The following is a 14,019-nucleotide window of genomic DNA, read 5'->3' as shown; positions in this document are numbered from 1 at the left end:
GCAGGGTTCCGTGAGTACGAGGTGGTGGTCAGACGTCGTCGAGCATTTCGGGGGTGAGGCTGGCCTTCGTGTCGGGAACGCCCATTTCTTCAGCCTTTTTGTCCGCGGTGGCCAGCAGCCTGCGAACACGGCCGGCAATGGCGTCTTTTGTCATGGGCGGATCGGCCAGCTGGCCGAGCTCTTCCAGCGAGGCCTGCTTGTGCTTGAGCCTCAGCTTCCCAGCGTAGCGGAGGTGATCGGGAACATCGTCACCGAGAATCTCGAGTGCTCGCTCAACGCGGGCGCCGGCTGCGACAGCGGCACGGGCGCTGCGGCGCAGGTTGGCATCGTCGAAGTTCGCCAGGCGGTTGGCGGTGGCGCGGACTTCACGGCGCTGGCGACCTTCTTCCCACTCTTTGCGCACCTCGGTCGCGCCCATGGCTTCAAGAAGTTCGCCGATTGCTTCACCGTCACGGATGACCACCCGGTCGACTCCGCGGACTTCGCGGGCCTTCGCGATGATGCCCAGGCGGCGAGCAGCACCGACGAGGGCCAGTGCCGCTTCCGGTCCGGGGCACGTGACTTCGAGAGCTGATGACCGGCCCGGTTCGGTGAGCGAACCGTGAGCGAGGAACGCACCTCGCCATGCGGCCTTCGAATCGTTGATGGAACCGTTGACAACGGCCGGCGGCAGGCCCCGGACTGGGCGGCCGCGGTTGTCGATCAGGCCCGTCTGGCGGGCCAGTGCCGGCCCTTCGGCGGTGACGCGCACGATGTAGCGTTCGCGCTTGTTCAGGCCCGAGGCTCCCATGACGGCGACTTCGGGCGATGCACCGTAGAGGGTTGCGATTTCGCCGTACAGGCGGCGGGCTGCCGCCGCAGTGTCGAGTTCAGCTTCGATGACGATTGAACCGGCCACAATGTGCAGAGCCGACGCGAAGCGCAGCGTCGACGCGACCTCAGCTTTGCGGGCGGGCGAACGGCGTTCTTCCACCCGGGTGAGTTCGTCTTTGACCTTTGCGGTCAGGGACATGGGGTTCCTTCCTCAGTCACCACTGTTCATCGGTCTTCAGACCGGCGTTGACAAACATATCGCGATAGCAGGCAGCCAGCTTCAGCGTGTCGTGCTGGCCGCGGATACGCGCGGCCAGTGGACGCTCCCACAGCGTTGCCGAAAAGAGCTTTTCCGCTGCCTCTCGCAGACCTTTTTCCTCCGCGGCTGCTGTTTCGTCGACCAGAATGTAGTCGAAGTGCAATCCCGGCGCGTGCTCTTTCAGCGATTCCAGGTGGTCAGTCAGACTCAGCCCCCGGGTTTCTGCTGATGCTCCCGGCAGGTTGAGGGTGAGCGACTTCACAGCTGACGAGGTGCAGATCGCCTTGGCCAGTTCCGGCACCAACAGGTGCGGCATGACCGAGGTGTACCACGATCCGGGGCCGAGGTTGAGAACATCGGCCTGTTCCACCTCGGCAATTGTCTCCGACCGCGCCGGCGGCGCGGCGGGATCGAGCCGCACTTGAGACACGGTCCCCTGACTCGAGGCAATCTGAGACTGCCCGCGAATAACACCGACTGAGCCATGGCTGTCGGCGACATCGGCTTCGATCGTCAGCGGCAGCGACGACATGGGCAGAACTCGGCCGTGAGCGCGCAGCAGGCGGGCCACCCAGTCGAGGCCGTCGACTTCGTCCCCATGGATCTGCCACAGGGCGCTGATGAGAAGATTGCCCACCGAGTGGCCGTCGAGGGGACCCGTGGAAGCGAAGCGGTGCTGAATGACGTCGCGCCAGATGCGGCCCCATTCGCTGTCATCCGTCAGAGCGGCCAGAGCCATGCGCAGGTCCCCCGGCGGCAGACCGCCGAACTCCTGACGCAGACGTCCGGAGGAACCACCGTCGTCAGCGACTGTGACAACTGCAACGAGGTCCTCCGTCAGCAGGCGAAAAGCCCGCAGGGCTGCGTACAGGCCGTGACCGCCGCCGAAAGACACGACCTTCGGGCCGGAGCGCTTGGCGGGATGCTTCAGATACAGCGGAAGCTCCGCTGTTGTAACCGGGGGTTCCATGTCATTCCTTCCCCAGGTCGCGGTGGCGCAGAGTGGCGGACGCGTTCGTCAGTTCCGCTAACCGGCGATGAACCGCCTCAGCGACAGCTACCGAGCGGTGTTTGCCGCCGGTGCATCCAATGGCGATCGTCGCGTAGGGACGGTGGTCGGCCAAATAGCCGTCGATGACGATTTCCAAGGCCGACACGTAGCGGTCAATGAAGTCTTGGGCGCGAGGCTGCGTGAGCACGTATTCGGCAACCGGCTCATCTGTTCCGCGCAGCGCTTTGAGTTCGGGAACCCAGAAGGGGTTCGGCAGGAAGCGCACATCGGCAACATAGTCGGCGTCTTTCGGTGTGCCGTATTTGAATCCGAAGCTCATAACGGTCAAGCGCAGAGCAGATGACCCGTCCTTGTCGAACAGACGGCGGATTTCATCGCTCAGCTGGTGAACGTTGAGGTCTGAGGTGTCGACAATGACATCAGCGCTGGAGCGCACGGGTTCGAGTTCCTGGCGTTCAGCTTGGAGCCCGTCGACAATCGTGCCGTCCCCCTGCAGCGGGTGAGGGCGGCGGACAGACTCGTAGCGGCGGACAAGCGCGTCGTCGTTGGCGTCAAGATAGAGAATGCGAATGCCCTCGGGGCCATGCAGGTTACGCAGCGTGTCTTTGAGCGTTGTGAACATGCCGCGCCCTCGGACATCGGCAACGACCGCGACCTTCGGGGCGTCGCCGTCGACTCGGCTTACAAGGTCGACAAGACCGTTGATCATCTGCGGCGGCAGATTGTCCACAACGTACCAGCCCATGTCTTCGAGGGCCTTCGCCGCGGTTGAACGTCCGGCACCGGACATGCCCGTCACGACGAGCACAGTGTCACGCTGATTGGTGGTCATGCGTTCTCCTTATTGCTTCCCCGCCTGATTCTTTCAGTCTTTTCTGAACGCGGCCACAATGCGCTTGGCCAAAGCGGGGCCGATCCCCTTGACTTCGGTCAGCTCTTCGACGCTGGCCTTTTTGATCTTCGTGACGGAGCCGAAGTGGTCAAGAAGAGCAGTGCGTTTGGCGGCACCAAGGCCTTCGACGGTGTCGAGTGCCGAGGCGGTGATCTTTCGTTTGCTGCGCTGGAAGGTGATGGCGAAGCGGTGCGCTTCGTCGCGGATGCGCTGCAGCATGAACAGGCCTTCCGAGTTGCGCGGGAAGATGACGGGGAAGTCATCCCACGACACCCATACCTCTTCGAGCCGCTTGGCCAGGCCGACGACTGTAATGTCGACCAAACCAAGGTCATCGAGTGCTCGTCTGGCAGCCGACACCTGCGGCAGGGCGCCGTCGACCACGAGCAGCGAGGGTCGGTAGCCGAACTTGGGATCCTCGTCTTCACTGGCCAGGGATTCCAGGTACCGGCTGAATCTGCGGGACACGACGTCGTACATTGCCGAGGTGTCGTCCCGGGCCGCGTCCCCTGTCACCGAGAACCTGCGGTAGTCCCGCTTGACCGGCAGGCCGTCTTCGAACACCACGAGTGAACCGACGACGTCCTCACCGTGGAAGTGCGAGTTGTCGATGCACTCAATGCGCAGGGGAGCTTCTTCCAATCCCAGATTCTCTTGGATTTCATTGAGCGCCTGGCTGCGCGTTGTCAGGTCTGACGACCGCCGTTTCTTGTGCAGTTCAAGCGCCTGCTCGGCGTTGGCAATGACGGTTGTGAGCGCTGCGGCCTTCTCCCCGCGTTCGGGAACCCTGATCGTCACCTTCGAACCGCGCGTTTCGCCGAGCCAGTCTTCCAGCACCGTGTGGTCTTCCGGAAGGGTATCGACGAGGATTTCCTTCGGAATGGCATCGGCTTCGACGTCCAGGTATGCCTGCCGCAGGTAGTCACTTGTCAGCTGGGCTGCAGTGAGGTCCTGCATGCGTTCGATGATCCACCCGCGCTGACCGCGGATTCGGCCGCCGCGGACGTGGAACACCTGGACTGATGCTTCGAGTTCTTCGACCGTCAGTCCGAAGATGTCGGTGTCGACGTTCTGCGACAGCATGACGGAGGATTTGTCGACGATTTTTTCTAAAGCCTCGATTTCGTCACGCAGCTGCGCGGCTCTTTCGAAGTCGAGTTCGCCGGCGGCCTCTTTCATTGCCCGCTTGCGCGTCGAAATGATCTTCCCGGTGCTGCCGGACATGAACTCTGTAACACCGTCGACAAGCTCCCGATGCGCCTCTGGGGTAATCCGGTCAACACACGGAGCGGAGCACTTGTCGATGTAGCCCAACAGGCACGGTCTGCCCGAGCGCGCGGCACGGTCAAAAACTGTTTTTGCGCACGTGCGAACGGGGAATGCCTTCAGCAGCAGATCCAGCGATTCGCGGATCGCCCACACGGCAGTGAACGGGCCGAAGTACTTGACACCCTTGCGGCGTTTGCCGCGAGTGACGAAAACCCGCGGGTACCGGTCCTTCACAGTGACCGCCAGGTAAGGGTAAGACTTGTCGTCGCGGAACATTACGTTGAACCGCGGCTTGAATTCGTTGATCCACGTCCATTCCAGGCGCAGCGCCTCGACTTCGCTTTCCACGATCGTCCACTCAACGGACGAAGCCGTGTGGACCATAGTGAAAGTCCGCGGGTGCAGGCCCGCGGGATTGGCGAAATAGGAGTTCAGCCGATTGCGCAGATTCTTCGCCTTGCCGACGTAGATGATCCGCCGTTCGTCATCGCGAAATCGGTAGACCCCCGGAAGCGTGGGGATCTCACCCGGTTTCGGCCGATACTGACTCGGATCAGCCAATGCGGCTCGCGATCTCCGGCATGGCAGCCAGGTAGCGCCCGGTGTGGCTTGCCTCAACCTGAGCCACTTCCTCAGGTGTGCCGGCAGCGACAACCGTGCCGCCACCTCGGCCGCCTTCGGGGCCCATGTCGATGATGTAGTCGCTCGCGGCGATCACGTCGAGATTGTGCTCGATGACGATGACCGTGTTGCCCTTGTCGACCAGCCCCTGCAGCACCAGCAGCAGCTTGCGGATGTCCTCAAAGTGCAGGCCCGTGGTCGGTTCATCGAGCACATAGACGGCGCGACCGCGCGTGCGCTTCTGCAGTTCAGCTGCGAGCTTGACGCGCTGGGCCTCACCGCCGGACAGCGTGGTTGCCGGCTGGCCCAGGCGCACATAGCCCAAGCCCACCTTGACGAGCGTGTTGAGGTGACGCGAAATTGCCGGAACCGCTTCGAAGAATTCGGCAGCCTCTTCGATCGGCATGTCGAGTACCTCGGCAATCGACTTGCCCTTGAACTTCACTTCGAGAGTTTCGCGGTTGTACCGCGCTCCCCCGCACACTTCACAGGGCACGTAGACGTCCGGCAGGAAGTTCATTTCGATCTTGATGGTGCCGTCACCGGAGCAGTTCTCGCAGCGACCGCCCTTGACGTTGAAGGAGAAGCGGCCCGGCTGATAGCCGCGCATGCGTGCCGTCTCAGTCTCTGCGAACAGCCGGCGCACGTGGTCGAAAACACCCGTGTAGGTGGCCGGATTCGACCTGGGTGTGCGGCCAATGGGCGACTGGTCGACGTGGATGACCTTGTCGAGCTCTTCAACACCCGTCACCCGCTTATGCAGGCCGGGTACGCGCTTGGCGTTGTTGAGCTTGTTGGCCAGCTCGCTGTACAGGATGTCGTTGACCAGCGTCGACTTGCCGGAACCGGACACACCCGTGACGGCGGTGAGAACTGACAGCGGGAACTTGACCGAAATGTCCTTGAGGTTGTTCGCCCGAGCCCGCTCGACACCGAGCATCCGCTTGCGGTCGACCGGCCTGCGCACATCAGGCACGCCGATCTTCTTACGTCCGGCAAGGTAATCACCGGTTGCCGAACCGTCTGCCTCTGGCAGACCCTTAACGGGCCCGGAGTAGACAACCTGACCACCGTGTTCACCAGCCCCCGGGCCGATATCGACAATCCAGTCGGCCGCATCGATCGTCTCTTCGTCGTGTTCGACGACGATGAGGGTGTTGCCGAGGTCCCGCAGCTTGATGAGGGTGTCGATGAGCCGACGGTTGTCCCGCTGGTGCAGGCCGATGGACGGTTCGTCGAGAACGTACAGAACGCCGACCAGTCCGGAGCCGATCTGCGTGGCAAGCCGGATCCGCTGTGCCTCACCGCCGGACAGCGTCCCAGCGGCCCGGTCGAGTGACAGGTATTCCAGGCCAACGTCCAGCAGGAACTGCAGACGCGCCCGAATCTCTTTCATCACCTGATCAGCAATACGTGCGTCACGTGCGCTCAGTTCGAGGCCGCCGAGGAACTCTGCCGCCTGATCAATCGCCATCCGGCTGACATCCGCAATCGAGGTGTCAGCCACCGTGACGGCAAGCGCCTCCGGCTTCAGGCGGGTTCCGTCACAGGACGCGCAGGGTACTTCGCGCATGTACGCCTCGTAGCGGTCACGGGCGGTGTCTGATTCGGTTTCGCCGTGCTTGCGCAGAATGTAGTTGAAAACACCTTCGAAACCGGTCGAGTAGGTGCGCTCGCGGCCGAAGCGGTTGCGGTACTTGACGTGGACTTTGTAGTCCTTGCCCTTAAGAATCGCGGTGCGGACCTTCTTCGGCAGATCTTTCCACGGGGTCTTCAGATCGAAGCCGATTTCGTCGCCCAGGCCTTTGAGCAGGCGGTTGAAGTACTTCATGGTCGACTTACCGTGCGACCATGCGGCGATGGCGCCCTCGGCGAGGGTCAGTTCGTCATCCGGGACGACGAGGTGCTCGTCAACCTGCAGGCGCACTCCGATTCCGTCGCACACGGGGCAGGCGCCGAAGGGCGAGTTGAACGAAAAGGTGCGCGGCTCGATCGTGTCGGTGGTCAGCGGGTGGTCGTTGGGGCACGACATGTGTTCGGAGAACGTGCGGATCTCGTCTGAGTCGACAAGCAGAACGTCGAGGCGACCGTCTGCTGTGCGCAGGGCGGTTTCCACCGAATCCGTAAGCCGCTGGCGGATGCCGTCCTTGCTAATGAGGCGATCGACGACCACCGAAATGTCGTGCTTGTACTGTTTCTTCAGCGTGGGCGGCTCGCTCAGGCTGATCTGTTCGCCGTCAACCCATACGCGCGAAAAGCCCTGGCTCTGGAGCTGTTGGAACAACTCGGCGAACTCGCCCTTGCGCTGCCTGACTACCGGTGCCATGACGATGAACTTGGTGCGCTCCGGCAGGGTCAGCAGCTGATCGACGATCTGCTGGGGTGTTTGGCTGGATATCTCCTCACCGCACTGCGGGCAGTGGGGAACGCCGATGCGCGCCCACAGAAGTCGCATGAAGTCATAGACCTCGGTGATGGTGCCGACTGTCGAACGCGGGTTGCGCGAGGTGGACTTCTGGTCGATCGACACCGCCGGGGAGAGCCCCTCGATCATGTCGACGTCCGGTTTGTCCATCTGGCCTAAGAACATGCGGGCATAAGACGACAGCGATTCGACATAGCGACGCTGACCTTCGGCGAAGATCGTGTCGAAGGCGAGTGAGGATTTGCCGGAGCCAGAAAGACCGGAGAACACAACGAGACTGTCCCGCGGCACCTCGACATCGATGTTTTTGAGGTTGTGTGCCCGGGCGCCCTGCACGATGATCGTGTCGAGGTGAGACACTCCCCCGCCGGCGGGCCGGTGAATCTGGGATTCGTATGCGGTCATGTATCAGCTCTCCATTTCTGAACGCGGGGCAACGTCGATGATCGTCACCGCGGGTTCTCCAAGATCATCCGAGGCATCAAGGTCAACTCGAGCGCGAATGGCCCAGTCCCTGTCGCCTTCAGGGTCGTCGAGTATCTGGTCGACCATCCAGGTTCTGCCGTCACGGCGGATGTGCACGAAATCAGCCGAACGCGCATCGGCGCCGACTCCGAGGTCACCGTATTCGTCGTAGAAGGCTTCGATTGCATCCTCCCACTGCCGGTGGTCCCATCCGTCCTCGCCGTCGAGCTCACCCAGGGCCCGATAGGCGGCGCGCTCGGCCAGAAGCACACGGTGGAACAGGGCGTTGCGGACAAGTATCGTGAAAGCGCGCTCATCGTCGGTGAGCTTACGGGCTGCGTGCTCCAGGGGAAGGGTATCGGTCTCTTCAGCACCGGCCCTGCGCAGAGCCTCCCATTCCTGCACGAGGGAGGAATCAACGCGCAGCACGAGATCACCCAGCCAGTCGATGATGTTCTGCAGCGGTTCCGTCACAAGGTCTTCCGGCACTGTCTGGACGAGCGCGCGATAGACATCCGTCAGATAGCGCAGCAGTCCGCCCTCAACGCGAGCCAGCTTGTAGTACATGACGAACTGCGAGAAGTTCATGGCCTGGCTGATCATGTCGGCCACAACGGCTTTTGGCTCAATGCCGATCTCGCGCAGCCACGGCGCGTGCTCCGTGAACGCCTCAAAGGCCTCATCCAGCACATCCCCGTTGGGGCGGGGCAACTCCATTTCGTCGATGATCGCCATGCGCTCGTCATAGGGCACACCCTCAGACTTGAGCGCCTGGATCTCTTCACCCTTGAGCCGATCCAGCTGTCCGCGCAGAACGTGGTACGGAACTTCTGTCGTCGCCTCGATGACGCTGAGGACGTTGTCCGCCCAGTCGTCTGCTTCGGGGTCAAAAAGCTCCAAGGCAGCCAAAGCGAAAGGCGACAGCGGCTGGTTGAGTGCGAACTGCGGACCGAAGTCCTCGGCGAGTTCAAAGCGCACCCTGCCGTCCTCTTCTGTGCGCACGAGGACGTCCGCATTGAGCAATGCGCGGCCGATGCGCAGCGCGCGCAGCTGCATGTCGAGTTTGCGCGACGGAGTTTCGTGAGTCGAGGCAATGAAGTCGCGCACGGTCTTCACGACATCTCCCCCGCGGGCGGCGAGGTTGATGACAGTCGAGTGCGTGATCTTCATGCGCGAGCGGAGCTCTTCGACTTCGCTGTCGCGCAGGTTCTCGAAAGTATCCTGTGACCAGCCCACGAAGCCCGCCGGCGGCTGCTTCTTAGCCGGTTTGCGCTTCTTATTGCTGTTGGCGGCTTTGTCGGCTGCCTTCTTGTTCTCGATTTCGTGTTCGGGAGCCTGCGCGACGACATAGCCCACGGTGTCGAAGCCCGCACGGCCGGCGCGGCCGGCGATCTGCTGGAATTCGCGGACTGTGAGCCGGCGCATCTTCGAACCGTCGAACTTCGTCAGCGCTGTCAGCAGGACTGTTCGGATGGGCACGTTGATGCCGATGCCGAGCGTGTCCGTGCCCGAAATGACTTTGAGCAGCCCCTTGCCGGCGAGATGCTCAACAAGGCGTCGGTATTTGGGCAGCATGCCGGCGTGGTGGACGCCGATGCCGTGCAGCAGAAGCCGCTTGAGCGTCGTTCCGAAGCCCTTCTGAAAGCCGAAGCCGCGAATCTCATCGGCGATCGCCTCGCGCTCATCGCGGGTGGCGAGATTGGCGCTCACAATCGACCCGGCCAGCTCTGCTGCCTGCCGCTGGGAAAACGACACAACGTAGACGGGAGCCTGATCGTGGCGGACGAGGGCGTGAAGGGTTTCCTGCAGCGGTTCTTCCGAGTAGCTGAATTCCAGCGGCACCGGTCTCTGCGCACCCGTCACATAGGACGTGGACCGTCCGGTGAGCTCCTCCATGCCCTTGGCGATAGCGGTAGTGTCGCCGAGGGTTGCGGACATGAGGACGAACTGCGACTGCGGCAGCGTCAGCAGCGGCACCTGCCACGCCCAGCCGCGCTGGGGATCGCCGAAGTAGTGGAATTCGTCCATGATGACGATTCCCACGTCCAGCATTGGGCCTTCACGCAGCGCCTGGTTGGCGAGGATCTCCGCCGTGGCGCAGATGACGGGAGCGTCCGCGTTGACCGAACTGTCACCGGTGACCATGCCGACGTTGTCGGCACCCAAGCGCTCGCTTAAGTCAAAGAACTTTTCCGATACGAGAGCCTTGATCGGAGCGGTGTAGTAGACCCGCACCCCGGTGCTGACACCCCAGTAGGCGGCGGCGAGGGCCACCATCGACTTTCCGGAGCCGGTGGGTGTTGCGACGATCGTGTTGTCGCCGGCGAGAACTGCGAGTATCGCTTCCTGCTGAGCGTCGTACAGGCTCAGGCCCAAACCGCTCACATAGTCTTCGAATGCTTCGTACACGGTGTCGGCAGAGGCGAATTCTTCCGGTATCTGCTCAAGTGCACTCACGAAGCGATTACCCATTCCTGAACTAGACTGACTGGAACTACCCATTATTCCCCATGAGAGGAACGCCATGGCTTTCTATGCGGTCACCTATCGCTACAGCGACGATGAACAGACGCGAATGGAGGTGCGTCCCACGCACCGGGAGTGGCTGGCCAAACTGGCTGATGCCGGCATGCTCATGGCGTCGGGTCCTCTCGCCAATGTTCAACAGCCGGGTGCCCTCCTGATATTCCAGGCTGACGACAAGGCCAATGTCGAAGACCTCCTGACGAACGATCCCTTCGCAGAAGCTCGGGTCATCACCGAGACCACGATCGACGAATGGGACATCGTCATCGGAGGTTTCGGTCAGGCACGCTGATCTGATCTTCAACGACAAGGGCGGACGCACATGCGTCCGCCCTTTTTGTGCTGTTCGGTCGGCTGACCTCAGCTGCTGAGGTGCTCGCTGCGGAAGTGCCGGTAGTCGCGCCGGCGCTTGACGAGGCTGGCGATGACGGCAACCGTCATGGAGACCACGATGACGCCGAGTGAGACTGCCAGCGGAATCTCCGGGAGCTGGTGGGCGAAGGTTTCGCGGGCCGCGGTGTACACGAGCTTGAAGCCGATGTAGCCGAGGATGACGGCGATTCCGTACTTGAGGTACTGCAGTTTGTCGGCCATGTTCTCCAGCAGGAAGTACAGCTGGCGCAGACCCATGAGTGCTAACAGGTTTGCGGTGAAGATGATGAACGCCGAACGGGTGACCGCCATAATCGCAGGGATCGAGTCGAGTGCGAACATGATGTCCGTGGTGCCGATGGCCAGGAACACCAGAAGCATCGGTGTGGCAAACCGCTTGCCGTCGATCTTCACGAAGATCTTGTTGTCGTGGTAATCGTCCGTGAACGGAAACCGCTTCTTCACCATGCGGACGAGCATGTTGTCACCGCCGTCGTCGTCGTCCTTCTCCGTGGCCTGCTTCCACGCGGTCCACAGAAGGAACGCGCCGAAGATGAAGAACACCCAGATGAACTTCTCGATGATCCACACGCCCGCGAGGATGAAGATGCCCCGGAAGACCAGCGAAATGATGATGCCCACCATGAGGACTTCCTGCTGATACCGGGGCGGCACCTTGAAGGCAGACAGCACGATGATGAACACGAAGACGTTGTCGATTGACAGCGAATACTCCATGAGCCATCCGGCGAGGAACTCGCCGCTGGCCTGCTTATTGCCGAAGAGGTACAGCGCGCCCGCGAAGATCAGGGCGAGTGCGACGTAGAAGCCAACCCACAGGCCGGCTTCGCGGTTGGAAGGCCGGTGTGGGCGTTTGAGGATGAGCAGCAGGTCTGCCAGGAGTAGCACACAGAGTGCGCCGAGGACGATGAATTCAAAGGTCAGCGAAAGGCCGCTGGCTGATTCGTGGTGCACGAGAGTTCTTTCTTAGGGGTCGATGACGTCCGTGAAAGTCTTTCCTGCGCCGCAGCCGCTGCTGCGCGCTGCTGACCCGGAACCCGACCCGGCTGGCCGCCGGACGGTTTCGTGTTGACGAATCAGCACATGAGGATACTCCCCTTCACCAGCTATCCAGTCTAGAGCACAGCGAGGACCGACTGCTCAGCTTTCGCGCTGGATCTGTCGCAGATCACGTTTGAGCTCCTGGAGTTCGTCGCGCAGACGTGCCGCGAGTTCGAACTGGAGGTCGGCTGCCGCCTGGTTCATCTGTTCGGTCAGTTCAGCGATGAGCTCCGGCAGGTCGGTCGTCGGTGGGCGCACCGATGTTGGCTGCCCTGTCTCCTGACCGGACGAACGGGCGCGCTGCTCATCGGTTTGGGCCGAGTTGTAGCCGCGTTTGCCCTTGCCGTAGTCGAAGTCGTTGAGAAGCTCCGCGGTGTCTTCGTTGTCGCGCTTGAGCCGTTCTGTGATGTCCGCGATCTTCTTGACCAGCGGCTTCGGATCGATCCCGTGTTCTTTGTTGAACGCGATCTGCTTTTCGCGGCGGCGCTCGGTTTCGTCAATGGCGCGCTGCATGGACTCCGTGCGGGTGTCTGCGTACATGTGCACTTCGCCGTTGACGTTTCGCGCTGCACGCCCGATTGTCTGAATGAGCGAGGTGGTGGATCGCAGGAATCCCTCCTTGTCCGCATCGAGGATCGACACGAGCGACACTTCGGGCAGGTCGAGACCCTCACGCAGCAGGTTGATGCCGACCAGCACATCGAAAACACCGGAGCGCAGTTCGCTCAGCAGCTCAACACGGCGGAGGGTGTCAACATCCGAGTGGAGGTATTCAACCCGCACGTTGTGGTTGAGAAGATAGTCCGTCAGGTCTTCGGCCATCTTCTTCGTCAGCGTCGTCACGAGAACACGCTCATTGCGCTCCACTCGCAGATTGATTTCATCCAGCAGGTCGTCAATCTGACCGCGCGTGGGTTTGACGATGACCTTCGGGTCCACCAGGCCAGTGGGGCGAATGATCTGTTCGACAACGCCGTTGGAGCGCTCGAGCTCATAGTCACCGGGTGTAGCCGACAGGTAGACGGTCTGGCCGATCCGATCCTGGAACTCCGAGAACCGCAGCGGCCTGTTGTCCAGGGCGCTCGGCAGACGGAAGCCGTGCTCAACGAGTGTCCGCTTGCGCGACATGTCGCCTTCGTACATACCGCCGATCTGCGGGATTGTGACGTGCGATTCGTCGACTACCAGCAGGAAGTCCTCCGGGAAGTAGTCCAACAGACAGTTCGGCGCGGTGCCGGCCGCACGACCGTCGATGTGCCGCGAGTAGTTCTCAATCCCGGACGTGAAGCCCATCGACTGCATCATTTCGAGGTCGTAGGTGGTGCGCATCTTCAGCCGCTGGGCTTCCAGCAGCTTGTTCTGGCCCTCGAGTTCGGCCAGTCGCTCCTGCAGTTCCGCCTCGATATCTGCAATTGCCCGAGCCATGCGGTCTTCACCGGCCACATAGTGCGACGCCGGGAAGATGTGGATGACCTCTTCTTCGCGAATGATTTCGCCGGTCAGCGGGTGCAGGGTGTAGAGAGCTTCGATTTCGTCGCCGAAGAACTCAATGCGGATGGCGAGCTCTTCATACTGCGGGATGATTTCGACCGTGTCACCGCGCACGCGAAACGTACCGCGGGTGAATGCCACGTCGTTGCGGGTGTACTGCATTGTGACGAACTGTTTGAGCAGCGCATCACGGTCGACCTCTTCACCCACTTCGAGTGACACCATGCGGTCCACGTACTCTTCCGGGGTTCCCAGACCGTAAATGCAGGACACCGTTGACACGACGACGACATCCCTGCGGGTCAGCAGTGCGTTCGTTGCGGAGTGGCGCAGACGCTCAACCTCGTCATTGATCGACGAGTCCTTTTCGATGAATGTGTCCGTCTGCGGCACATAGGCTTCCGGCTGGTAGTAGTCGTAGTAGGACACAAAGTATTCGACTGCATTGTTCGGCAGCAGCTGCCGGAACTCATTGGCCAGCTGAGCGGCCAGGGTTTTGTTGTGCGCCATGATGAGCGTGGGCCGCTGCACTTCTTCGATCAGCCACGCTGTTGTCGCTGACTTACCCGTACCCGTAGCACCCATCAGCACGACGTCTTTTTCGCCCGCCCGCAGCCGCTCGGCCATTTCGGCAATCGCCGTGGGCTGATCGCCAGACGGCTTGTATTCGCTGACGACCTCGAACGGGGCCACCGAGCGGGTGACTTCCGGCCGGTGACCGATCTTGGGAACGGGAAGAGACTGCTGCGCCATGCTCCCAGGCTACTCTGCACGGCAGCACTCCACGAGCGCCGGAGTGGCCAAAGCGCATA

The 14,019-nt window shown here is 61.7% G+C and carries 9 protein-coding genes; 1 reads left to right on the top strand and 8 read right to left on the bottom strand.

The genetic code is table 11. The annotated features are described in order from the left end of the window. Positions 1-28: 28 nt before the first annotated feature. Genes whiA through HMPREF3172_RS06915 form a run of 6 tightly spaced genes read right to left on the bottom strand, consistent with a single transcriptional unit; the run spans position 29 to position 10,228 of the window. The gene (gene whiA / locus HMPREF3172_RS06940) at positions 29-1,012 is read right to left on the bottom strand and encodes a DNA-binding protein WhiA (protein ID WP_019175071.1); all 984 of its coding nucleotides are present in this window, start codon (positions 1,010-1,012) and stop codon (positions 29-31) included. A gap of 16 nt (positions 1,013-1,028) precedes the next feature. Next, complete coding sequence (yvcK, locus tag HMPREF3172_RS06935) at positions 1,029-2,042, bottom strand: gluconeogenesis factor YvcK family protein (RefSeq protein WP_062021260.1); 1,014 nt, start codon at positions 2,040-2,042, stop codon at positions 1,029-1,031. A 1-nt stretch (position 2,043) separates the two neighbouring features. Then, the gene (gene rapZ / locus HMPREF3172_RS06930; protein WP_070516421.1) at positions 2,044-2,916 is read right to left on the bottom strand and encodes an RNase adapter RapZ; all 873 of its coding nucleotides are present in this window, start codon (positions 2,914-2,916) and stop codon (positions 2,044-2,046) included. A 33-nt stretch (positions 2,917-2,949) separates the two neighbouring features. Next, positions 2,950-4,806, bottom strand: a complete 1,857-nt coding sequence (gene uvrC, locus HMPREF3172_RS06925) for an excinuclease ABC subunit UvrC (protein WP_070516419.1) — start codon at positions 4,804-4,806, stop codon at positions 2,950-2,952. Further along, the gene (gene uvrA / locus HMPREF3172_RS06920) at positions 4,799-7,696 is read right to left on the bottom strand and encodes an excinuclease ABC subunit UvrA (RefSeq protein WP_070516417.1); all 2,898 of its coding nucleotides are present in this window, start codon (positions 7,694-7,696) and stop codon (positions 4,799-4,801) included. The genes uvrC and uvrA overlap by 8 nt, the downstream gene beginning before the upstream one ends. A gap of 3 nt (positions 7,697-7,699) precedes the next feature. Next, positions 7,700-10,228: a DEAD/DEAH box helicase gene (locus HMPREF3172_RS06915; RefSeq protein WP_070516416.1), complete on the bottom strand. Its 2,529-nt coding sequence runs from the start codon at positions 10,226-10,228 to the stop codon at positions 7,700-7,702. A gap of 52 nt (positions 10,229-10,280) precedes the next feature. Between HMPREF3172_RS06915 and HMPREF3172_RS06910 the strand changes: the two genes are divergently transcribed. After that, entirely contained in the window at positions 10,281-10,574 is a 294-nt protein-coding gene (locus HMPREF3172_RS06910; protein WP_061942957.1) for a YciI family protein, read from the top strand. Between the two features lie 68 nt (positions 10,575-10,642). On the opposite strand, the gene HMPREF3172_RS06905 is transcribed toward HMPREF3172_RS06910, so the two are convergent. Together HMPREF3172_RS06905 and uvrB are read right to left on the bottom strand one after the other, a co-directional pair. Beyond that, a complete protein-coding gene (locus HMPREF3172_RS06905; RefSeq protein ID WP_070516414.1) occupies positions 10,643-11,629 on the bottom strand; it encodes a TerC family protein in 987 nt (328 codons plus the stop codon). A 186-nt stretch (positions 11,630-11,815) separates the two neighbouring features. Continuing rightward, a complete protein-coding gene (gene uvrB / locus HMPREF3172_RS06900) occupies positions 11,816-13,960 on the bottom strand; it encodes an excinuclease ABC subunit UvrB (protein ID WP_070516413.1) in 2,145 nt (714 codons plus the stop codon). Positions 13,961-14,019: the final 59 nt, after the last annotated feature.

It is taken from the genome of Brevibacterium sp. HMSC08F02 (assembly GCF_001807555.1).
Lineage (GTDB): Bacteria > Actinomycetota > Actinomycetes > Actinomycetales > Brevibacteriaceae > Brevibacterium > Brevibacterium ravenspurgense.
This window is presented reverse-complemented; position numbering and strand designations above follow the sequence as displayed.

What these genes read in the sequence shown, in the direction of transcription:
- rapZ (WP_070516421.1), bottom strand. Translation starts at nt 2,916, where the DNA reads ATGACCACCAATCAGCGTGACACTGTGCTCGTCGTGACGGGCATGTCC.
- uvrA (WP_070516417.1), bottom strand. Translation starts at nt 7,696, where the DNA reads ATGACCGCATACGAATCCCAGATTCACCGGCCCGCCGGCGGGGGAGTG.
- whiA (WP_019175071.1), bottom strand. Translation starts at nt 1,012, where the DNA reads ATGTCCCTGACCGCAAAGGTCAAAGACGAACTCACCCGGGTGGAAGAA.
- yvcK (WP_062021260.1), bottom strand. Translation starts at nt 2,042, where the DNA reads ATGGAACCCCCGGTTACAACAGCGGAGCTTCCGCTGTATCTGAAGCAT.
- HMPREF3172_RS06910 (WP_061942957.1), top strand. Translation starts at nt 10,281, where the DNA reads ATGGCTTTCTATGCGGTCACCTATCGCTACAGCGACGATGAACAGACG.
- uvrB (WP_070516413.1), bottom strand. Translation starts at nt 13,960, where the DNA reads ATGGCGCAGCAGTCTCTTCCCGTTCCCAAGATCGGTCACCGGCCGGAA.
- HMPREF3172_RS06915 (WP_070516416.1), bottom strand. Translation starts at nt 10,228, where the DNA reads ATGGGTAATCGCTTCGTGAGTGCACTTGAGCAGATACCGGAAGAATTC.